Origin of the sequence: Falsiroseomonas oryzae (genome assembly GCF_027856955.1) — a bacterium.
Classification (GTDB): domain Bacteria; phylum Pseudomonadota; class Alphaproteobacteria; order Acetobacterales; family Acetobacteraceae; genus Falsiroseomonas; species Falsiroseomonas oryzae.
The window spans coordinates 1-21822 of sequence record NZ_JAPSMD010000048.1 but is presented as its reverse complement, the minus strand read 5'-3'; the positions used below and the strand labels follow the sequence as shown (position 1 = coordinate 21822).

18 protein-coding genes and 1 pseudogene are annotated in these 21822 nt (G+C 67.6%); 7 read left to right on the top strand and 12 right to left on the bottom strand.

Annotation, left to right across the window (positions count from 1 at the left end; translation table 11 throughout):
- Positions 1-3451, bottom strand: a 3451-nt coding sequence (locus OZN99_RS07680) for a beta strand repeat-containing protein (protein ID WP_270934614.1), incomplete at its 3' end; no start/stop codon positions are given.
- A gap of 259 nt (positions 3452-3710) precedes the next feature.
- Here OZN99_RS07680 and OZN99_RS07675 point away from each other — a divergent pair.
- Positions 3711-4905, top strand: a pseudogene (locus OZN99_RS07675) (IS3 family transposase).
- Between the two features lie 460 nt (positions 4906-5365).
- Here the strand turns inward: OZN99_RS07675 and OZN99_RS07670 are convergent.
- Together OZN99_RS07670 and OZN99_RS07665 are read right to left on the bottom strand one after the other, a co-directional pair.
- On the bottom strand, positions 5366-6829 hold the full coding sequence (locus OZN99_RS07670; protein WP_270934613.1) for a carbohydrate-binding domain-containing protein: 1464 nt from the start codon (positions 6827-6829) through the stop codon (positions 5366-5368).
- 379 nt (positions 6830-7208) lie between these two features.
- Complete coding sequence (locus OZN99_RS07665; protein ID WP_270934612.1) at positions 7209-10475, bottom strand: CheR family methyltransferase; 3267 nt, start codon at positions 10473-10475, stop codon at positions 7209-7211.
- Between the two features lie 634 nt (positions 10476-11109).
- On the opposite strand from OZN99_RS07665, the gene OZN99_RS07660 reads away from it, so the two are divergent.
- Positions 11110-11280, top strand: a complete 171-nt coding sequence (locus tag OZN99_RS07660; RefSeq protein ID WP_270934611.1) for a CsbD family protein — start codon at positions 11110-11112, stop codon at positions 11278-11280.
- 123 nt (positions 11281-11403) lie between these two features.
- Here OZN99_RS07660 and OZN99_RS07655 read toward each other — a convergent pair whose 3' ends face one another.
- From OZN99_RS07655 to OZN99_RS07630, 6 genes are all read right to left on the bottom strand, one after another.
- The gene (locus OZN99_RS07655; protein ID WP_270934610.1) at positions 11404-13221 is read right to left on the bottom strand and encodes an ABC transporter ATP-binding protein/permease; all 1818 of its coding nucleotides are present in this window, start codon (positions 13219-13221) and stop codon (positions 11404-11406) included.
- A gap of 93 nt (positions 13222-13314) precedes the next feature.
- Positions 13315-14016, bottom strand: coding sequence for a VIT1/CCC1 transporter family protein (locus OZN99_RS07650; RefSeq protein ID WP_270934609.1), 702 nt, complete (start codon positions 14014-14016; stop codon positions 13315-13317).
- A gap of 51 nt (positions 14017-14067) precedes the next feature.
- Positions 14068-14304: a flagellar basal body-associated FliL family protein gene (locus tag OZN99_RS07645; protein WP_270934608.1), complete on the bottom strand. Its 237-nt coding sequence runs from the start codon at positions 14302-14304 to the stop codon at positions 14068-14070.
- Positions 14305-14370: 66 nt separating this feature from the next.
- Positions 14371-14535, bottom strand: a complete 165-nt coding sequence (locus tag OZN99_RS07640) for a DUF3309 family protein (RefSeq protein ID WP_270934607.1) — start codon at positions 14533-14535, stop codon at positions 14371-14373.
- Between the two features lie 123 nt (positions 14536-14658).
- On the bottom strand, positions 14659-14835 hold the full coding sequence (locus tag OZN99_RS07635; protein ID WP_270934606.1) for a YMGG-like glycine zipper-containing protein: 177 nt from the start codon (positions 14833-14835) through the stop codon (positions 14659-14661).
- A gap of 75 nt (positions 14836-14910) precedes the next feature.
- Positions 14911-15249, bottom strand: a complete 339-nt coding sequence (locus OZN99_RS07630; protein WP_270934605.1) for a hypothetical protein — start codon at positions 15247-15249, stop codon at positions 14911-14913.
- An 889-nt stretch (positions 15250-16138) separates the two neighbouring features.
- On the opposite strand from OZN99_RS07630, the gene OZN99_RS07625 reads away from it, so the two are divergent.
- The 3 genes from OZN99_RS07625 to OZN99_RS07615 all read left to right on the top strand — a co-directional run bounded on the left by OZN99_RS07625 (position 16139) and on the right by OZN99_RS07615 (position 17563).
- Entirely contained in the window at positions 16139-16708 is a 570-nt protein-coding gene (locus OZN99_RS07625; RefSeq protein WP_270934604.1) for a lipid-binding SYLF domain-containing protein, read from the top strand.
- 72 nt (positions 16709-16780) lie between these two features.
- On the top strand, positions 16781-17095 hold the full coding sequence (locus OZN99_RS07620; RefSeq protein ID WP_270934603.1) for a DUF883 family protein: 315 nt from the start codon (positions 16781-16783) through the stop codon (positions 17093-17095).
- A gap of 6 nt (positions 17096-17101) precedes the next feature.
- Entirely contained in the window at positions 17102-17563 is a 462-nt protein-coding gene (locus tag OZN99_RS07615) for a hypothetical protein (RefSeq protein WP_270934602.1), read from the top strand.
- Between the two features lie 145 nt (positions 17564-17708).
- On the opposite strand, the gene OZN99_RS07610 is transcribed toward OZN99_RS07615, so the two are convergent.
- A complete protein-coding gene (locus tag OZN99_RS07610) occupies positions 17709-18026 on the bottom strand; it encodes an AI-2E family transporter (protein WP_270934601.1) in 318 nt (105 codons plus the stop codon).
- Between the two features lie 211 nt (positions 18027-18237).
- On the bottom strand, positions 18238-19143 hold the full coding sequence (locus tag OZN99_RS07605; RefSeq protein WP_270934600.1) for a LysR family transcriptional regulator: 906 nt from the start codon (positions 19141-19143) through the stop codon (positions 18238-18240).
- Between the two features lie 110 nt (positions 19144-19253).
- Between OZN99_RS07605 and OZN99_RS07600 the strand changes: the two genes are divergently transcribed.
- Together OZN99_RS07600 and OZN99_RS07595 are read left to right on the top strand one after the other, a co-directional pair.
- On the top strand, positions 19254-19922 hold the full coding sequence (locus OZN99_RS07600; protein WP_270934599.1) for a glutathione S-transferase family protein: 669 nt from the start codon (positions 19254-19256) through the stop codon (positions 19920-19922).
- Between the two features lie 8 nt (positions 19923-19930).
- The gene (locus OZN99_RS07595; RefSeq protein WP_270934598.1) at positions 19931-20446 is read left to right on the top strand and encodes a VOC family protein; all 516 of its coding nucleotides are present in this window, start codon (positions 19931-19933) and stop codon (positions 20444-20446) included.
- Between the two features lie 346 nt (positions 20447-20792).
- Here the strand turns inward: OZN99_RS07595 and OZN99_RS07590 are convergent.
- A partial coding sequence (locus tag OZN99_RS07590) for a helix-turn-helix transcriptional regulator (RefSeq protein ID WP_270934597.1) occupies positions 20793-21822 on the bottom strand: 1030 nt, incomplete at its 5' end.

Genomic DNA, 21822 nt, shown 5'->3' with positions numbered 1-21822 from the left:
CGCCGCCGAGCAGGCTGTCGTTGCCGCCGCCGCCATCCAGCGTGTCGCCATCCGCGCCGCCATCCAGGATGTCGGCCTCCGTGCCGCCGAGCAGGCGGTCGTTGCCGGTGCCGCCGGACAGGCTGTCATTCGCGCCGCCGCCCAGCAGCGTGTCGTCGCCAAGGCCGCCGGCGACGGTGTCGTTGCCAACCCCGCCATCGGCGCTGTCGTTGCCCTCGGCGCCCTCCAGGCTGTCATCGCCCGCGCCGCCATCCAGCGTGTCGTTGTCGGCGCCGCCGGCGAGCGAATCGTTGCCGCCCTCGCCATAGATCAGGTCGTTGCCCGTGCCGCCGATCAGCGTGTCGCCGTCGGCTGCGCCGCCGGTGGCGGTATTCGCGCCGGTGCCACCGAAGAGGACGTCGTCGCCGTCGAAGCCGAGGATGCTGTCCGCGCCCGGCAACGCGCCGCCGGCCTCATCGCCGAAGGCGGTGTCACCGCCGCTGCCGGCGTCGATCGTGTCCTGCCCGTCGCCGCCGCGCAGCAGGTCGAGGCCGTCGGAGCCGTAGAGGAAGTCGTTGTCGGTGCCGCCGAGGAGCGTGTCGTTGCCCGAATTCTCGAACGAGCCGCCCGGCGTCGTGGTGGTGCCGCCACCGAACAGCGAGTCGTTGCCTGCACCGCCGCTGATGGAGTCGCCGGCGGGGTTGCCGGCGAAGCCGTCGCCGCCCGAGCCATCGCCGAAAACCGAGTCGTTCCCGTCCAGCGCGTCGATCGTGTCCGCGTCGCCCCGGCCTTGGTATGTGTCGTTGCCGCCGGAGAGCGTGACGTTGTCGGCGCCGGATGTACTGGGCGTGCTCCCGACGGTGATCGTGCCTGAGGTGCCGGTGCCGAAGACGCTGGCCACCGTGACCACGTTGCCGAAGGCGTCGCGGATGAACTCGATGCCTTGGCCGCGACCGGTGGCGCCGCCCGGCACGGTGTAGGTGAAGTCGGCAAACGAGCCGGCGATGGTCACCACGCCGTCGAAGTCAAAGGCGAGCGTGTCGTTGCCGCTGCCGCCATTGGCGACGTCGCCGCCCCCGGCGATGAGCAGGTCGTTGCCATCCGACCCGAAAAGGAGATCCGATCCCGTTCCGCCGATCAGCGTATCGCTGTCGCCGCCGCCCACCAGGCTGTCGTCACCCGCACCGCCCGACAGGATCTCCTGGCCGGTTCCGTCCAGGGAGGCGAAGCCGCGCATCGTGTCGTTGCCGGACGAGCCGATCACCGCTTCGAAGCCCGCGCCGAAATCGCCTTGCGCGTCGCCGCCCGTGCCGGTGAAGACGTCGCCTGTATCGAAGACGATGTTCACCGGGGCGGCCGAGGCCGAGTAGTCGAGCGTGTCGGCACCGGCTCCGCCGCTAAGGTTGTCGCCGCCGCCACCGCCGGCGATGAGATCGTTGCCATCCCGTCCCACCAGCTCGTTCGCGACGGCGCTGCCTGTCAGCGTGTCGTCGTTGGCGGATCCACCGAGGTCCTCGAAATTCGCGAAGGTGTCGCCCGCGGCATCGCCGCCGGCGGCCGCGCTCGTCGCCAGGTTGACGTTCACCGCGGCGGAGGAAAAGGCGTAGTCGAGCCGGTCGACGCTGCCCCCGCCGTCGAGGCTGTCCGCGCCCGCACCGCCCTCGATCAGGTCGACGTCGTCGCCGCCCTGCACGGTATCGACGCCGTCGCCGCCATAGATGCAGTCATTGCCCGCCCCGCCGAGCAGGAGGTCGTTCCCGCCTTCGCCGAACTGGGTGTCGTTGCCGGCCCCTCCGTCCAGCCTATCGGCGTCGCCGTCCCCCCCGCTGGCGGTGTTGGCGCCCGTGCCGCCGAACAGCACGTCGTTGTTGCCGTTGCCGATGAGGGTGTCGGCGCCCGCTCCGCCAAAGAGGGTGGTCGCGGTGACGTTGCCGGTCAGCCTGTCGTTGCCGCTGCCGCCGACCAGCACCTCGAAGCCGGTGATGTTGTCGCCCTGAGCCTCCCCGCCCGTGTGGCCGGTCGGGTTGCCGAGGTTGACCGTCACGCCGGCGGTGTCGCCCGCATAGGAGAGGACATCGATGCCGCCGGTGCCGTCCAGCCGATCCCCGCCGGCCCCGCCGACGATGGTATCGGCGCCGGAATTGCCTACGATCGTGTCGCTGCCGGCGCCGCCGACCAGAGATTCGCCGCCGCTGTTCCCGTTGAGGCTGTCGTTGCCGGCGCCGCCGTCCATCGTATAGGCGATTCCGCTGATACCCCCGACGATCAGGTCGTCGTCGTCGCCGCCGAGCAGGGGACCGTTGCCGATGCCGCCGAGAAGGGTGTCGTTGCCGGCGCCGCCATCGGCGGTGGCGGCGCCACTGCCGATATCGATGCGGTCGGCGCCGCCTGCGCCCAGCAGGCTGTCGGCGCCGCCGCCGCCCACGATGGTGTTGGCGCCACCGTCGCCGACCAGCGTGTCGTTGCCGCTGCCGCCAGACACCCCCTCGAAGCCCGAGAAGACGTCGCCCTGCGCCTGGCCGCCTGATGCGGTGCCGAGGGCGAGGTTGACCGAGACGCCCGTGGTGTCGCCTTGGTAGCTCAGCAGGTCGTTGCCGGCGCCGCCATCGAGGGTGTTTGCGCTGCTATCGCCGGCCAGGGTGTCGTCGCCGCGGCCGCCGAGCAGCGCCTCGAAGCCCGAGAAGCTGTCGCCTGCCGCGTGGCCGCCCGATGCGGCGCCGGTGCCCAGGTTGACCGAGACGCCCGTGGTGTCGCTCTGATAGCTCAGCAGGTCGAGCCCGCCGCCGCCGGAGAGGCTGTCGCCGCCCCCGCCACCTTCGATGGTGTTGGCGTTGCTGTCGCCGATCAGCGTGTCGTTGTTGCCGCCGCCGAGCAGCGCCTCGAAGCCCGAGATGCTGTCGCCCTGCGCCTGGCCGCCCGAGGCGGTGTTGGAGGCGAGGCTGACCGAGACGGCTGCGCTGTCGAAGCGGTAGCTCAGCAGGTCAAGCCCGTCGCCGCCGTCCACGCTGTCGCCGCCTCCGCCACCGTCGATGGTGTTGGCGCCGCTGTCGCCGATCAGCGTGTCGTTGCCGCCGCCGCCGAACAGCGCCTCGAAGCCCGAGATGCTGTCGCCCTGCGCCTCGCCGCCCGAGGTGGTGTTGGAGGCGAGGCTGACCGAGACGGCTGCGCTGTCGAAGCGGTAGCTCAGCAGGTCGAGCCCGTCGCCGCCGAGCAGGCTGTCGCCGCCGGCGCCACCGGTGATCGTGTCGCCCTCGTTGCCGCCGGAGATCGTGTCGCTGCCCTCGTTGCCGAAGAGGCTGTCGGCGCCGGCGCCACCGAAGATGGCGTCGTTGCCGCCGGCCCCGCTCAGCGTATCGGCGTCGTCGGGGGTGTTGGCGGCGGGATTGGTGTTGGCGCCGGCGGCGCCCAGCAGAGTGTCGGCGCCGCTCCCGCCGGAGGCCGTGTTCGGAAGATTCGTGCCGGTGAAGCTCATTAACTGTCCTCGGCGAAGACGATCTGGGTGCCGCCGAACCTGATGGTGCCCGGGCTCTGGGCCTCGGGGTCGATGTATTCCTCGACGCCGAGATCCAGCAGGTTGGCGGTGACGGCGAAATCATAGGCAGCAGTCGTGCGGCCGCCGGGGGTACGGCCGCAAGCAAGACACTATGCGCTGTTCCACTTGGGTGTGGGAATGACGTGCTCCCCGTGGTTCCAACCATGGATAAGTTGGATCCGTCGAGGAGCAGAGGACGATGCGACGGAGCGGGTTCACCGAGGGACAGATCCTCGGCATGCTGAAGGAGCACGAGGCGGGGCGGTCGGCGACGGATCTGTGCCGGAAGCACGGGATCAGCAACCAGACGCTCTACAACTGGAAGGCCAAGTATGGCGGCCTGAAGCCGTCGGAGGCGTCGCGGCTGAAGCGGCTGGAGGACGAGAACCGGCGTCTGAAGAAGTTGCTGGCTGAGGCTGTGATGGACAACTCGGTGCTGCTGGAACGGCTGAGAAAGAACTGATCGGGCCTGCGGCGCGGTTCGGGCGGTGGAGCGCGTGATGCGCGAGCACGGCTACAGCGAAGGGGCGGCCTGAAGGCTGATCGGGGTGGATCGCTCGGCGTTCCGGTATGAGCGCGCCGGTGGCAGGGACGCGGAGTTGCGGAAGCGGCTGCGCGAACTGGCCAATCAGCGGCGCCGGTTCGGCTACCGGCGACTTGCGATCCTGCTGCGTCGGGAGGTCGCGGTCGTGAACCTGAAGCGCATCTGGCGGCTGTATCGCGAGGAGCGGCTGTCGGTGCGGCGGCGTGGCGGGCGCGAGCGCGCGCTGGGCACGCGGGCGCCGATGACGCTGCCGCAGGGTGCCGACCAGCGGTGGAGCCTCGACTTCGTCGCCGACGCGCTGGCCGATGGTCGGCGGTTCCGGGTGCTGTGCGTGGTGGACGACTTCACGCGCGAGGCGCTGGCGACGGTGGTGGACACGTCGATCAGCGGCACGCGGGTGGTGCGCGAGCTTGAGCGCCTGGTGGCCGGGCGGCGCCTGCCCGCGATGATTGTCAGCGACAACGGCACGGAGCTGACCTCGGTGGCGGTGCTGCGCTGGGCGGAGGAGCGTGGCGTCGAATGGCACTACATCGCGCCGGGCAAGCCGCAGCAGAATGCGTTCGTGGAGAGCTTCAATGGCCGCTTGCGGGACGAATGCTTGAATGAGCACGTGTTCGGCTCGCTGGCAAAGGCGCGTCGGCTGATCGAGGCCTGGGGGGAGGACTACAACCGGGTCCGGCCACATGGCAGCCTCGGCGGCCTGACGCCGGAGGAGTTCGCGAGATACAGCGCCCCTGCGAAGGATCGGGCCGAGGGCGCTGCGCTACTCGAGGGCTCCGCGCCCTCAGCCCGATCCACCACGGTCCCGATCAGGGGAAAACGGAGAACGGATCCAAGTTATCCGCGGTAGGAAAGCGGGGAGCACGTCACCAACCTTCGCCGGGCGCCGTGAGACGCGTCGCGCCGGCTGCGTCACCTAACCGTGCGCAACGCTACGCCGGCGAGGCAGGGCGCAGCACTCGTAGGTGAGGCGTCGTGGCGGCGATGCTCAACATCCTGGTCCTCTCCTTCGGCGTGCTGAAGACGGGAAGGCGGCTCGACCCCCGCATCGCCACCGCAGACTGATCCCTCGCTGCTTCCCTGTTCCGTTGTTCGATTCAAAACCGATCATTCCGCCGTCCCGGTCTGCCATCCGGCATGCTCCAGCAGATTGACGGCGCTGCGTAGCACTCGACAGCGAACACGGCATCTACCGTGACGGGGCGCAAGGCCGGCGTGCCGAGCGCCATGAGCGTCCCCGACCCGGCCGCCCAGCCACAAGACCCAATCACGTCCACAGCCAAGCAGTCAGCCCGAACTTCAGCAGCCTGCTAGGCTCCAAAGATGAAGTCGGCGGTGCCGTTTGCGTAGAGCGCTGAGGTATCGCCAACGAGCCGCTCGCCATTCACCATGACGCCGTCCACGTAGAGGTTGCGGTCTGTGCCCGGCGTGCCGCCCCACAGATCGTTCAAGAATTCCACGCTGAGATGGTGCTGGCCCGCAGCCAGCGTGGTGTTGATGGCGAACACATCGCCCATGTCCAGCGCATGGAAGGCACTGGCCTGCTGTGCGCCGTCTATCGGTACGCCGTCCAGCCGCACCAGGTACTGGGCGTAGCCGAGATAGACGTCCTGGCTGATGCGGATCGCCACCTGGTCGGGCCCGGTGCCGAAGCTGTGTGAGACCGGTAGCAACGGGCTGGGGTCGAAGAAGTCGAAGTCGCGCGGCCCGGCGGCGTAGAGCGTGGCGCTGCCGTTCGGCTGTTGGACGTTGTTGTAAGTAATGCCATCGACATGCAGGTTACGGTCGGTCGCCGCGGTGCCGTCGTAGAGATCGTTGACGAAGTTCACCGTCACGGTATGCGCGCCCGGGCCCCAATTGCCGTGCACCGTCAGCGTGTCGCTGAGGCCGGTGAAATGGTAGGCGCCGGCGGTCAGGATACCGTCGATCGGCGCGCCGTCTACTGCGATTGTGTACTTGGCAAAGTCCTTGTAAAAATCTCCGCTCAGCTTGATTACCAGGGAGTCGGGCCCGCTGCCGATCGGCTGGCTGATAGTGATGGGCGGGCCGGTGAAGGAGAAATCCACCGAGCCGCCGGCGTAGAGCGCAGCGTGGCTGTCCGGCACTACCAAGCCATCGACGGTGATGCCCTCGACATAGAGGTTGCGGTCGGTCGAGGCGGTGCCGTCCCATCGGTCGTTCAGGAAGGTCACCGTCGCCACATGCGGCCCGGGGCCGAAGGGGCCGAGCACCGAGCGGACGTCCTGCTGACCGAGCGAGTGCAGCGCGGTCGCTGTCTGTATCCCGTCGATCTGATGACCGTCGACGCTGATGATGTATTGCGCGTCGCCCAGGTAGCGGTCCTCACTGAGGCGCAGTTGCAGCAGGTTGGGCGCGGTGGAAGCGCCGATGTTCAAGTTGGTCGGCGTCGGCGGACCGCTTTCGGTGAAGTCGAAGCTGCGTGTGCCGTCCCAGTAAATGGCAGCGCTGCTGTCCGGCACAGCCAGTCCATCGATGGTGATGCCCTCGACATAGAGATTACGGTCGGTGTCGGCGGTTCCGTCCCAGCGGTCGTTGAGGAACTGCACATCGACGCTATGTCTGCCCGGGAGCAAATCGGCATAAACCGTGACGATGTCGGTCTCCCCACTGCTATGCAGCGCGGAGGCGGTCAGCACGCCATCGACCGGAACGCCGTCCAAGACCAACGCATACTGCGCGTCACCGTTGTAGGCATCCTGGCTGATTCTGAGGACGAGCGGGTTCTTGCCAGATCCGATCGTTGTATTGGCCATCGCATCTCTCCCTAGCGCACCAGTGACGCCCAGCATCTGGGGAAGAGGGAGGGCGGAAACGTATGATCTTTCGCAAGCACCCGGAAGAACAACGCGTGTTGATTAAATCATTAGAATTCGTTGTTCATTTATTCTATCTTTTGGTTCATTAGGCCCTGTGGCGTGTTCCCTTCGCGCCGCATCATCCGGTCCAGGACCAAGCCCATTAATCTTTCCAGGTTGCGCGGCGCAACAGGAGCCAGCCCTGGAATTCGGAGCGTTGCCGGGAGGGAGTGCACCCGGATTCGAACCGCCCTAGGCCCCCGCGGACATCGCGCCGAGCAAGCGCAGAAGGTCGTCCAAACATCCGATACTGGAGCAGAGCGAGCCTGCACGGAGTTCATGCATCATTGCTGCCTGCAGCCAGCGCTGACGCATCATGCCCACCGTCCGCGAGGACTTCTATTGGTAGGGCGATAATGGCGCGCAGTCCCGCTTCATTGAAGTCCACCTCCAGCTTGCCTTTCAGGTCGTGACGCAACTGCCGTTCGATCAGTTCGGAACCGAAGCCACGCCGTTCCGGGTTCAGCGTCACATTCGGACCACCTGATTCCAGCCAGCGGAGGACAAGGTGTGCCGCTCCGTTGATGTCCTCCTTTCCCCAGGTCACCGACACACTGCCGCCTTCTGCGGACAGCGCACCGTGCTTGGCAGCGTTGGTTGCCATCTCGTGCAGGATCATTCCGAGCGACAGCGCGGCCTTGGGTTTCAGCCACACCGGCGCGCCCTGTGTGACGAGGCGGCCGGGTCGTGTCGCGTAAGGCAGAAGCTCCTTCTCGATCAGGTCGAGCAAGGGTACGTCGTGCCACCCGCCACGCGATACCAACTCATGCGCGGCGGCCAAGGCCTGGATCCGTCCGCCGAAGGTCTTGCCGAAATCCTCCAGGCTGGTGGCCCGCCGCAAGGTGTGTTTGGCGATAGCGGAGACCACCTGCAGCACATTGCGGACGCGGTGGTTCAGCTCCTTCACCAGGGTCGCCAGGACCTCGCCCTCGACCACCTTGGTAACGTCGAAGAAGGTCACGACAACACCGTCCACGGTGCCTTCCGCCGTCGTGTAGGGCAGGATGCGCATGAGGTAGTGGGCAATGCCATCGTGGGCGGTGACGCGCCGCTCCACCGGCGACCTGCCGTTCATCACCCGCTGCGCGTCCTGCCAGAGATTGACCTTGTCCAGATGGCTCGCGAAGGTGGTGAGCGACCGGCCACGATCGGTCGCGACCAGGTCGAAGATTCCAGTCACCGCCGGCGTGAAGCTCCTGATCACCAGATGCCGATCCAGGAAGAGGGTTGCGATCTCCGTGCTCTCGAACAGGTTTCGCATATCGGCATTCGCGCGGTCGAGCTCTTCGATCTTGCTGGTCAGCTCGAGGTTGCTGGTCCGCAGCTCCTCGTTCACCGACTGCAGCTCCTCCTTCGAGGTCTCCAGCTCCTCGTTGATCGATTGAAGCTCCTCGTTGACCGACACCATCTCCTCGTTGGCGGATTTCAGCTCCTCGGTTGCCGTCTCGTATTCCTCAGTCGCGGACTGCAGCCGCTCGCGCGTCTCCCGCAACTCGCTTTCGAGCGGCTCGACGAGTTGCGCATGCTGCAGATCTGCGCCTGGCGGCACCGCCATGTCCGGCCTCGGCGTCGCCGGCTCCGCTTCTGCGAAGGCGACCATGAACAGCGCGTCGAAGCTGTCGCGCTGCGGCAGTGGCAAGACCGTCAAAGTCACCGATCGGCTCGTTCCGTTAAGGTCCATCTCGACCCGCGGTCGCTGGGCGCGCCGGCGCTTCTCGATTGCCTCGCGCAGGGCGGCGCGGAGATCCAACCGCAGGCCGCGTCGTGCCACCGACAGCAGGTGCCGGCTTGGTACTCCGGGGGACGGTTCCAGGAACGCTCCGAGATTCGCAGACTGATAGACGATGTCGCCATCGGCGTTGACCAGGAGATGGGGCGGCGCGAGCTGCTCGGCCGCGATGGCGTTGGCCATCTGACGGAGGTCGGAAGCGCTTCCAGGTTGCAGCCGGCGCGATGGCGACGCCGGCTGCCAGTTGCGCTGCGCACCTGGGGCCGCGGTGTTGATCTGAAGCGGCAAGCCGGGCGCGGGCGTGTCGCGGCGACGGTAGATGTGGTGGACCTTGTCCTCCGTCGCGAACAACTCGGCATGCCTGCTCACGGTCTCGGACACGCCGAGGAACAGGAAGCCACCCGGACGCAGCGCGTAGTGGAACAGCGGGATCACCTGTTCCTGCAATTGGCCGCCCATGTAGATCAGCAGGTTTCGGCAGGACACCATGTCGATGCGGGAGAAGGGCGCATCGCGGATGACGCTGTGCGAGGAGAAGACACAAAGCTCCCGCAGTTCCTTCGAGACGACGTAGGTCGCGCCGTCGGACACGAAGAAGCGGGCCAGCCGCTCGGGCGAGACATCTGCCATCATCGCGGCCGGATAACGGCCGCCGCGTGCTACCGCGAGCGCGCCGTCGTCGATGTCGGTGGCGAAGATCTGCACCCGTGGGCTGTCAGTGCGGGAAGCCGCCTGTTCGGTGGCCAGGATGGCAAGCGAGTAGGCTTCCTCGCCAGTCGCGCACCCCGGTACCCAGATCCGCACCGTGTCGTCGGCGCCGCGGCCGTCGAAGATGGCCGGCATGACCCGGCTTGCCAAAGCGGCGAAGCTCTCGGAGTCCCGGAAGAAGCCGGTGACACTGATCAGCAGGTCCCGGAACAGTTTACCCGCCTCATCCGGGTCCTGCCGCAGCAGGGCGATGTAGGCGTCGAGGTCGTGCAACTGCATAACCTGCATGCGCCGCTGCACGCGCCGGAAGAAGGTCTTGCTCTTGTATCCAGAGAAGTCGTGCCCGATCCGCGCCCGAAGGATCTCGCAGATGCTCCCCTGCGCGGTGACGCCCTCTGCCGTACGGACGCCTTTCCGATCATCATCGACGACGGCGTCCAGCCCCTGATGCTGCCGGGCGAGTGCGGCCAGACGTGCCGGTATCTGCTCGGCCGGCAGCACCAGGTCGACCGCGCCGCCAGCGGCGGCACTGGCCGGCATGCTGGGATAGCGCGGCGCGGTGCCGTTCGAGCCCTGGGCAATCGAGAAGCCGCCATGTTCCTTGATCGCCTTGAGGCCGAGGGTGCCATCGCTGCCACCGCCGGACAGCACGATCCCGACCGCGTGCTCGCCCTGGTCTTCAGCCAGCGAAGCGAAGAACAGGTCGATGGGCTGCCGCTCGCGCGGCGCCTCCGGGGACTGGTGCCGCAGGGCGATCCGGCCGGCGACGATCGTGATCAATGAATCGTTTGCCAGCACATAGACGTGGCCAGACTTCACGACCTCGCCATCCATCGCGGGGACAACAGGCAAGGTGGTGGAGGTCCGGAGGATCTCGGGCAGGGCGCTGTCCCGGTCACTGCCGAGATGCGTGACGACAACGAAGGCAGCGGCAAGCGGCGGGTCGGGCATGGCGCGGAACAGCGTCTGCAAGGCTTCCACGCCACCGGCCGAGGCGCCGATTCCAACGACATGAAATGTCTCGGGATTTACCATCGAAAAATTCTCCAGGCGGAATGTCTCCCGCTGTAAATCGCTGAGGAACCCCAGCGTCGTGCGGGCCGCCAACCCCTCGCGATCATGCCTACACCGTATCCGTTGCGCCAGAACCCCCTCGGCCTTGAGCGCACGGTCATGTCATCTGCATTGCGGTTCCGGGAGGTTCCTCCACGATTATCGCCGGGGTTGCATCCAGTCGCGCGAGACTATGCCATCACCGCGCCGGTATCTCGGCCGTGAGCGGGCGATGATTCCGGGCACTTCGGCCGCCGGACCAAGGGATCGCACGAGCCGCCGCTCGCCACCAACACTCGTGTCGAGTGAGACCTTCGCCAATTCTCTGCACCGCGTGAAAGCACGCTGACGTCGACGCTTGCCGCCGTGCCCGCGGTCATGTTCGGCAGATCCTAACGGGTCTGCATCTCCAGGGTCCGCGGCCCTGCCGGCGGCGCAGAGCAACAATGGAGGACGTCCCGCGCATCTCTGCAGTCGGGCGTCATGGTTCGCGCAAATCGGCGTGAGAAATTCGACCGCCAGTGCAATTCCGCACGGCGTTCACTACAACAATGAGCGTCGTGGCGGTTCGCGCCAGGGCTTCGTCCAGATGGTGCGTCGAACACCCTTCGGTCGTCGGTGGGCTCGGTGGCCGCCGTCGCTTCGCGCCGCTTGGGCGTCAGTCGCGCCAAACATGGAGACACAGGTCGTGGACAAGAACAGGATCATTGGATCGGCGAAGCAGGTCGAGGGCTCCATCAAGGAAGCCGTCGGCAAGGCCGTCGGCGACGCCAAGCTTGAGGTGGAAGGCAAGGCCGAAAAGGCCGAGGGCAAGGCGCAGAACCTCGTTGGCTCCATCAAGGACAGCCTGAAGCCGTAGTGCAGACGACGGCTCCGCGCATCTGATCGGGCGGAGCCGAGCTCCGCCCGCTCGAGCATCGAACGAGGAATTGCCGATCCGCATGACATGAAGCGGCTGCAGCTTGCGTCGCTGCCGCCAGGATCAGCGCCCGTAGCCCTCTCGCAGCCGATCGATCACGCTGAGCGGCCGAGGGCGCGGCACCTTCGCCGTCTGGCGCCGTTCATAGACCTCGTTGAGCAGGATCTCGCCGTCCGTCGCGCGCTCCAATGTCAACTGTCGATTGAAGATGTCCTCCGATCCGGGCTGTCGCCCGACCAGGATGATGCCAGCCTGCGAAAGCTGGTCCGCGATGAGGCGCAACATCGCGATGGCCGAGCCCGGGTCCAGCGCATCCGTCGCATTACCCAGCAAGATCCAGCGCGGACGCAGAAGGATGATCCGCGCAAAGGACAGGCGCTGCACCTCCGCCGCGGTCAGAACGCGCGCCCAGTCCGCCTCTTCGTCGAGACGCGGCGCGAGATGCGCGAGGCCCACGCTGTCCAGAGCGCCCTGCAGCGCCGTTTCATCGTGGCGGTCGGCCGGCTCCGGAAAAGCGAGCGCCTGGCGCAGTGATCCTTGCGGCAGGAAAGGCCAGGGGCCGACGGCGATCAATCCAGCGTCGCCTGGCAGATCCACCCGGCCCCTCCCCCAAGGCCAGATGCCGGCGAGGACGCGGAACAGCGCGCTTGCTGCCTCGGAGTCGCCATCCACCAGGACCCGCTCGCCCGGCTCCACCGTCAGGTTCAGGTTGGAGAGCATCGCGGTGCCGTCGGGTGCCGCGATCCACAGATCCCGGACACCGAGCCGCGATGTCGGCACGCGGTCCAGGTTGATCGCGGTCTCCCCCCTGCGTGCGGCTTCCGCGGCGACGATGCGGACCGCCTCGTCGAGCATCAGCACACGCTCCACCGAGGCGCGCCATGCGGCGGTCGTGGCCAGGTTGTCGACAGGCCACGACAAGGCGGCCGTGACCTGCTGGAAGGCCTGTCCTGACTGCATCAGGCGGCCGAGGGAGAGCGTGCCTTCGAGGAAGCGCGGCGTCCCGACGAGGATGGGAAGCACGGCGGCCAGAGTCACGTAGCCGGACGAGAAGGCGATCAGCCGTGCCAAGCCCCGCGATTGGTCGCGCCAGGATGGCCCGATGGTCTCGAAGACCGCCTGGAGGCGTTCGCGCTCCAGGGGTTCGCCGCGCGCGACGGCGATCGGCTCACCGCTCTCATGCGCTCTCACCAAACCGAAACGGAACTCAGCCTCTCTTGTCTGCCGCGTATCGGTGGCGCGCACCAGGGGCCGACCAAGCAGGAAGGCGACGACGGCGCCCATTCCGGCATAGCCGACTGCAAGCACGACGAGATGCCCTGGCACATCCAGGCTCGCCACGCGGATCCAGCCCGACAGCGACCACAGGATACCGACGAAGCTTACCAGCAGAAGTACGCAGTAGAACATGCTGCTGGCCAGATCGATGGCGAACTCGGTCGCGATGCGGATGTCCTCGGCGATCCGCCCGTCGGGATTGGCATGATCGCCCGGGATGAGGTCGGCCTGGTAGTGCCGCGCATCCGCCATCCAATCGCCGATGACCCGCGCCGTCAGCCAGCGTCGCCAGCCATATTGCAGCCGCCGCCGGACCACGAGATGCGCCGTATTCGTCGCCATGGTGCCGAGCATGATGAGGACGAAGATACCAATCTGGGCCATGGCGCCGTCCGTCGAGCGTCGTTCCAGGGCGTCGAACAGGTCTGCGCTCCAGATGTTGAGACGGATTGCGAGCGCCACCTGGGCGACGACCAGCAGGGCGAGTGTCGCCACCAGCAGGCGCGGTCGCCACTGCTGCCGGCCTGCCCAGTAGGGGCCGGCGATCTTGACGAAGTCACGGAAGAAGCGCTGCGAACGGCTCGGCTCCGCGATGGTGATCATCGAACCCTCTTCCTGGCACCGGCGATCCGCGACGCAGGGCCAAGGCGATACGGCTGGGGAATCCAACCCCGCACCTCGCGCAGGCCCGGCACGTCACACGACGGTGCCGAAAAGCTTCCCGATTCCAGCGGTCAAAGCCATGGCCAGCGCCCCCCAGAACGTGACCCGGGCGGTCGCGCGCAGCACATTCGCGCCGCCGGCCCATGCCCCGATCGCGCCGAGAAGGGCGAGAAAGGCCAGCGACGCCGCGGAGACGACCACCGCCAGCATACTGGCGGGCGCCACCACCACCATGAGCAATGGCATCGCGGCGCCAACGGCGAACATCGCTGCCGACGTCAGCGCCGCCTGCACAGGGCGTGCCGTCATGCTGGCGGAGATCCCGAGTTCGTCGCGTGCATGCGCTCCAAGTGCGTCCTTCGCCATCAGTTGCCCGGCGACGAGCCGCGCAAGGCCAGGCTCGACGCCGCGCTTGACATAGATCGCCGCAAGTTCGCTCTGTTCGGCCTCGGCGTTGTCTCGCAGTTCGGCGCCTTCACGCGCGAGGTCGGCCTGTTCGGTGTCGGACTGCGAACTGACCGACACATACTCGCCGGCCGCCATGGACATGGCGCCAGCCACCAGACCCGCGATGCCTGCGAGCAGGACATCGGCTTGCGTTGCGGCCGCTGCGGCGACGCCCACGATCAGGCTGGCGGTGGAGACTATGCCGTCGTTGGCTCCAAGAACCGCCGCTCGCAACCATCCGATGCGGTCAACGAGGTGACTCTCCGGGTGCAGGCGAAGGCGGCTCATCCGGCATCTCCCCAGGCGCGGTTGGCGCGCAAGCATCGGCGGCCCACAGGGCTATCTCCCCTGGATGGTTACGCCGCGCGGACCAATGCTGATGTCGACGCCGGGCTGGCGCTGCGTCTGGTAAAGCCAATAGCCGAGGACCCCGGCACCGATACCGAGCAGGCCGATCACGACAAAGAGAAGACTGCGATTCATGCCGCTGCCCGCCTTCAGTTCGAGGAGCGAGACGCGCTGGCCGCTCCGGATGATGACGTGTGCTTGTGGCTGGAGAGCTGGCGGTCGCGTCATCGTGCGCGTGCTGCCGGTGCAAGGTGCACCGGCGGACACGCCCACCGATTGTCGCGATGCAACGGCTCAGAGTCGGCCAAGCAGCACCAGGATGAGAACGATGATCAGCACCGTGCCCAGCACGCCGACGCCCCTATGGCCGAAGCCATAGCCGTAGCCGCCGACCACCCCGGAGAAGCCCCCGAGCAAGGCGATGACCAGGATGATGAGCAGGATCATTCCAAGTGACATGGCTTCTTCTCCATATGACACGCACGTGTCGGTACTAGCGTTCGTGCCGAGGCAAGCTGCCCTGCGGCTGTCCTGGCACGCCGACCGATCTTCGCCACCTCGGTCACGGTGCTTGTGAGTTCGCTAGCGGTAGGTCCGGCGCGAACGTTGCAACTGATCGTGGAGGTAGCCACCGAGACCACCGACACCCGCGCCCAGCAGCGCACCCATCCTGGCGTTGCCGCCGAAGGACCCTGCGACGCCGCCGACGGCGGCACCGCCTAGAGCGCCGATGCCAACGTTCTGCTGTGTCGCGGTCATCCCCTCTCAGGCGGCCAGTCCGAAACCGGCGAGAATGATGGCAAGCTGCGTTGAGCGCGTGGCCGCCTCCTCGTCTCAACGGGTTCCGGTCGTCCCGACTGCCCGGTCGATCGCGCGCTCCGCGGCCGTGCCAGGCGGATTGCCGGGCATGCCCTCGGATTGCATCGGATAGGCACCGGAGACATTGGTGCCGGCCGCGCGGTCCACCGCGCGTTCGGCTGCCGTGCCGGGTGGGTTACCCTGCACGCCTTGCGACTGCATCGGGTAAGCGCCGGAGACATTGCTGCCGGCAGCTCGGTCCATTGCTCGCGTAGCCGCCGTGCCGGGCGGGTTGGCGGAACTGGTCTGTCGCTGCTCGCAGGCGCTGGCACTGACAGCCAGCAGCCCAGCCGCGAGAAGTCGGAAGCACGTCATGAAGTGCCCTCCTGCTCGACGCTAGCGTGAGAATTCGGCTGCGCTGGAGCGCGATCACTGTGATCAGGCGACACGGCCGAACGACGTGTTTCCATATGGACGTTCCGACGATTACGCACCTTGATATATATCAATTACAGCAGCGATTTTTTGGTGCTTCATAACAATCGGCTACCCAACGAGCCCGGCGTCGTCTCGAGGCGAAGCGGCATGGCGCGGCGGATGGGCACCGCTTCGTCGGGTCGCGACCGATGAGCGTCACGAGGAGGAAACTCGTCCAATCCTCAAGCAACGAGCTCGCGTGAGACCGCTGAATGGCTTCCACGTTCCGTCGCCGTGGGCCACGGGCCTACGGTGCCAGTCAGCGATGACGGCTAGAGTTCTTTCAAGGCGAAAGTTGCCTCGCCCGCACACAGGAGGATCAGCCATGAACAACATCGTCTACATCGTCGGCGCAGTGGTGATCGTGCTCGTCATTCTCGGGTTTCTCGGCCTTCGTTGAAGGACTCAAGGGCTGAGGAACAACGCAGGCCAAGACAGGTCGTGCTGCGCCGTCCGGGCCATTTGCAGGACTGCCTCGCGGTACGAAGGCGTCTGCTCCGGCCATCCCGCTGCGGGAGGAAGGACAGACCCTCGGTGCAGCGGGTTCAGCTGAGTCCCTCCGCTGCTTGAGACGATCAGCGTCCCGGAAAGCGAAGGCGACGACAGGTACGAAGCAGCCGTGAAGCTTGATCTGCATCATGGCACATGGATGCAGATGTGCGCAGCAATGCTGTCATCAGGTCCTGCGCGAATGCGGAGATGATGCTTCCGCGCTTCGCCGGGACGACTGGCAGGGCGGCCCCCCTGCCATTCGGAAGGTGCCCACGCCATCCCTCAGGAGGACGACATGACCGAGACCACCCGCCGACGCCTGCTCCCCATTGGAGCTGCGATCGCCATGGCGCCCGGCCTGCTGAGCCTGGCACCGCGTGCGGCGCAGGCCGCCTCACGTGCTGAGATCGATGGTGAGGTCGCGAACGCGCTGCGCACTCTCCGCGCGCAGGAGAACACCCGCCCGCTTTTTGCCGGCGCCAAGGCCATCCTGGTGTTCCCGCGTATTCTCAGCGGTGGCTTCATCGTCGGAGGTCAGTACGGTCAGGGCGCGCTGATCGCGGGCGACCGCACGCTCGGCTACTACAACATTGCCGGCGCCTCCTTCGGATTCACCATCGGCGCACAGGTTGCCGGCCTCGCGATGTTCTTCATGACGGATGCCGCGCGCGCTGCACTCGATGCTGCGAGTGGGTGGGAGATTGGCACCGGCCCAACGGTCGTGGCGCTCGATCACGGTCTCCAGGCTAACATCACCTCAACGACACTGACCGAGCCGGTCTATGCGATCAGCTTCAGCCAACAGGGGCTAATGGCTTCGCTGTCGATCAACGGATCCAAGATCACGCGCATACAGCCGGACTGACCATTCACGGTGCATTGTGTCTGCATGGCGCGGCGGGGGGACGCCATATCTCCCCGATAGCTGGAGAATGTCATGACCAAGACTTCAGAAGGTACCGGCGAAGACATCGCGGCGGATCTAGTCGCACTGCGAGAGGACGTTGCGCGCCTGTCGGAGTCCATCAGCGCTCTGCTGCAGAGCCAGGCGCAGGGAGTTGCCCGACACGTCGCAAGTGCCATTGACGACGCAAAGGTCAAGCTTGCTACCACGACAGACGACGTGAAGTCGCGCGTCAACGCCGCCGGCGATGAGGTCGAGGCCAGCATTGCACGCAATCCGCTGACGGCCATACTGATCTCCTTCGGTGTCGGTATGGCGCTCGGCATGATGAGTCGCTTGCGGCACTGATCGCTCATGTTGCGTGGGCTTCACCGCCTTCTGCTTGCCGTTGCGGATTGGCACCCGCGCGATTTCCTAATTGGCGTTATCGGCGCCGAAGCGGTGATGCTGCTTGCGACCTTGAGCCTGGGATTTGGCACATTCGCCGCCTACACGCATCTCAGCGCGTCGGAAGGACCTGTCTTCGCGGCGGGCGTGATTTCTGCCGCCTACGGGATGGTCGCGATCATGGTCGGTGGCGCGCTTGCACGCTGGCATGCCAGGTCATCACGCCATCGTCCTGCGGTGCCGGCGCCCAACGAGAATCCCAACGAGAATCTTGAGGCACTGTTGCAGTCGCTGGCCGCGACGGGCACCCCGCAGGATCAGATGGCGCTGATCGCCGCGCTGCGGGTGGGACGAGAACTGTCGCCGATCGAACTTCTCGCCCTGTCGCTGATCAGCGGCTTCTTCGCGGGGAGACAGACAGGCAAGTAGGCTTTGCGTCTCGCAAGGCCGTCCTGTCGCAGCGATCCCCAGGCTTGGTCCGCGTCGCCCGCCGAGATCCTAACGACCGCGACGCGAAGCGCCGCCTGAAGAGGAGCCGCCAGCGCAATCCCGACGGCGCCGACCAGCGTTCCCATCAGCATCTGCATGCCGAGCAGAAGACCATCGTGCTCCCCTCTGATGAGGCGGCAAGTGCGATCGGGACGGCGCCGACGAAGGCTCCGAGGTATGGAATGAAGTTGAGGAGGCCCGCCGGCAAGCCGAGAACCAGGGCGCCCGGCGTGCCGAGTGCAGTGAGCGCAAGCGCGATCGACAGGGCAACCACGACGATCGTGACCACTTGGCCGACAAGCCACCACCGCAGCGTCTCCGCCATGTCGTCGACGATGCCGAGCACGACGCAGCGATGGCTGCGAGCCTCGGCCGCGTTTCTGGCTTGGCAGACCGCCGGCACGCTGCTGATGATTTCCGGCGGATTGCTTCTCGCGGCCCTGCTCGATGCTGCGACGCGCGGGCTTCCCAGTTCGACGGCAACACCGCATGGGGCGCGTGCTGGGCGGCATCGGCACCCGCGTCCTCACGCGGCATCGGTTGCGGGCGCTTGGGGCGGTACTCGTTGCAAGCTCACCCTTCGCCGGGCCCGGGACCTTGGAGGGCGGCGTCAGTCATCCCGTTGCGGATCCCTCAAGCATCGAGCGGACCGCGCCCAGATGGGCGACCAGCGAATCGAGGAAGGCGCGCACATGCGGCACCTCGCGCGCTTCTTCCCGCACGACGAGCCAGAGGTCGCCGCCGATCCCGGGCACGGGCGGGAAGCAGCGCTGCAAGGCAGGCTCGCGATCGCCGATCATGCAGGGCAGCGCCGCCAGCCCGAGCCCCGCCACCGCCGCCGCAGTCATGTTCGTCAGGCTGCCGCTCCGCGAGACCACCTCGGTGCCAGGTGCCGCCTCTTCCAGCCAGCGCACGCCGGCGATGTCGGCCACGTTGCCCTCGCCGCCGATCACCGCATGGCCTGCGATCTCCGCCTGGCTCGTCGGGGCGCCGTGCCGCAGCGCGTAGTCGCGCGCGCAATAGATCGTCCAGGGCAGGTGGCAGATGCGGCGCACCGCCACGCCCACGGCTTCCGGCTGGCGTCCGGCCCGCAGTGCCACATCCGCCTCGCCTCGGGCGAGCTCGAGCGTGCGGTCCGTGATCGTCACCTCGACCCGGATCCGCGGATAGGCCTCTCGGAAGCGCGCGAGGAAGGGCGTCAGCACATCATTGGCGATCGATTCGTTGGTCGTTGCTCGCAGCCGCCCGGAGAGCATGCGCCGCTCCGCCTCGAGCGCCCCCTCCAGCGCGCGTACCTCCCGCTCCACCCGCGCAGCCAAAACGAGCAGCCGAGCCCCCGCCTCGGTGAGCCGGTAGCCCGCGCGCCGGCGCTCGAAGAGCTGTGTGCGTGTCGTCGCTTCCAACGCTGCGATGCGCCGCGCGCAGGTGGTCTGGTTCACCCCGAGCGAGCGCGCAGCTCCGAGGGTGCTCCCGGCCCGTGCCACCGCGAGGAAGTGCCGCAGGTCATCCCAATCCCGCATGTCCCTTATTCTGCATTTCCGCCGAACGAGGTTGCAACCTCTCGGATTGAGGACCCGCCCTCCGGTCGTGTCATCTGCGCCGAGAAAGAACCCCGTGAGGACCGCCTTTCATGAAACTCCACTATTTCGATGGCTCGACGACCTGCCGTCCGATCGTGATGTTCGCCGCCGAGGCCGGGCTGCCCCTGGAGCTCGTCCCGGTAGACCTCTTCACCGGCGAGCACCTGGCCCCCGGCTACACCGCGAAGAACCCGAACCAGCTCGTCCCGCTGCTCGAGGAACCGGACGGCTTCCTGCTCACGGAGTGCTCGGCGATCCTGAAGTATCTCGCCGACCGCGCCGGGCACCCGGCCTGGCCGGCGGAGCCACGCGCGCGGGCGCAGGTGAATGCCCGCATGGACTGGTTCAACACCGGCTTCTATCGCTGTTTCGGCTACGGCGTCGTCTATGCGCAGCTCTTCCCTGACTACGGCTTTGCGGACCCGGCCATGCAGCGCGAAGCGCTCGCGCGGGCGACGCGGAAGTCCGAGCGGCTGTTCGGCATCCTCGACGCGCACATGCTTGCCGGGGCGGGCCCCTTCCTGGGCGGGGCCGAGCCCGACCTGTCCGACTACCTCGGCGTGGCTTACGCGACGACCGCCGAGCTGGTGGGCTGGGACATGGGGCCCTGGCCGCGGGTCGTGGCCTGGATCGCCGCGATGCGCGCGCGTCCGGCATGGGCGGCCGCCAGTGCCGGCTTCGATGCCTGGCGCAACCAGCTCCGCGCCGACGCTGCGTGACGGCCGCCATGGGCGCGATCACCGGCTTCCATCACGTCGCCTTCCGCTGCAGCGACACCGCCACGACGCGGGGCTTCTACGAGGACCTGCTCGGTCTGCCGCTGGTGAAGGCGATCGCGATCGATGACACGCGGGCGCTGCACACCTTCTTCCGCCTCGGCGACGGCAGCTTCCTCGCCTTCTTCGAGGCGCCGGAGCAAGCCTTCGAGTTCCGCGCGCAGCACGATTTCGACCTGCACGTGGCGCTCGAGGTCGCGCCGGACGCGCTAGGCCCGCTCATCGAGCGCGCGCGCGCCGCAGGCGTCGAGGTGCGAGGCCCGGTGGACCACGGCATCATCCACTCGGCCTATCTCCGCGATCCCGATGGCTACGTCGTCGAACTCTCCGAACGCAGTCCGGGCCATGACGCCGCGCTTGACCCGGCACGCAACGGTGCCCGCGAGACACTCGCGGCATGGCAGCGGCGGAAGTTGGTCGGCGGCGCTGAACAGCCCCGGCACGCTGATGCGCCCGCGGCATGCTGACGCAAGATGCCGCGGCGTCCTGGCCCGACACCGGAGGGATCTGAACCCGAGCCCGGCAGGAGGACCGCTTCGGGTCGATTCACGCTGTGTGCTTGGTGGTCCGACGTTTCCGACGGGGCCGGCCGTTGGAGCTGGACACAAGGCCTTGGTCGGTGCGGCGGCACGGCCAGCGAGCTTGCCAGCCCAGCGCCGGCAGCGGGCTCTACCGCGCAACTTTCCGGTCACGCCCGCCCATGCGCCCCGCCATCGGCATCGACCTTCGGCACCACCAACAGGGTTATCGCCGCGGTCCGTCCCGATGGGCGCGCACCCCAAGCTGGACTGACCCGCCGAGGCCCGCCCGCACTCACGCGGCGGCCGGGCCGCCACCTGCCCTGAGCAGCGCACGATAGGCGCCCGGCGTCATGTTCACGCGCTGGCGGAAGGTGCGCGTGAAATGCGCCTGGTCGGAGAAGCCGCAGACATAGCCGATCGCGGGCAGCGGCTCGTCGCTGCCGGCCAGCAAAGCGCAGGCGTGGCGCACCTGTACGGCGCGCGCCACCGCCGTCGCCGTCAGGCCGTGCGCGGCAAGCCGCCGCTGCAGGCCCCGCGGCGACAGGTCGAGCGCCGCCGCGGCCTCGGCGAGCGCAAGATGCCGGGCAGGATCCTCGGCCAGCAGCCGTGCGAGGGCGGCCGCCTCGGCGCAGTCGCCGAGGGCGATGTCCGGCGCGCCTTGCGGGTCGGCAGTTCCGGCGGGCGGCGTTCCAGGGTGGATCGGGCTCCATCCGGACCAGGCGATCCGCCAGTTGGCGGTGCCGCCGGTCGCCACGGCCCGTGCAGCGGCCTCGCCGTCCCAGCAGCCATCGGACAGGGCGACGCGGTCACCTACGACCCATGCCTCCACGTCGCGGCAGCCGATCGCGCGCAGCAGGCCCAGATACACGCCGAGCACCAGCAGATCCTCCGCCGCCAAGGGCGGGACGCCGTCGGTGGAGACGTGGCGCAGCACCGCGCCGCTGTCGTCGAGCCGTTCGACCTCGGTGCGGTGGTGCGAATGCGCGTAGCGTTCCAGCCGCAGCCAGCGACCGATCAGGTCCGCCGGGCCACGGGCGCGCAACAGCGCGTGTAGCATCGGCTGAAAGCCCTGCTCGGCCACCGCCTCGCCGATGCGCAGCAGCACGACGGGTCCGTGCCGCGCCATCACGGCCGAGAGCAGGTCCCGCTTGCGCCCATGCGCGACCAGCGGCGGCGCCGCGTGGCGCAGGCCTGGTCCCGGCGGCGGCTCCGGCGGCGCGATGCCCTGCCGCCGCAGCCCGTCGAAGACCAGCGCCACCAGTCCCGCCGAGGCGAAGGCGCGCGCCGTCATGCCGCGCGCATCCCCTCTGGCCGCAGCGGCA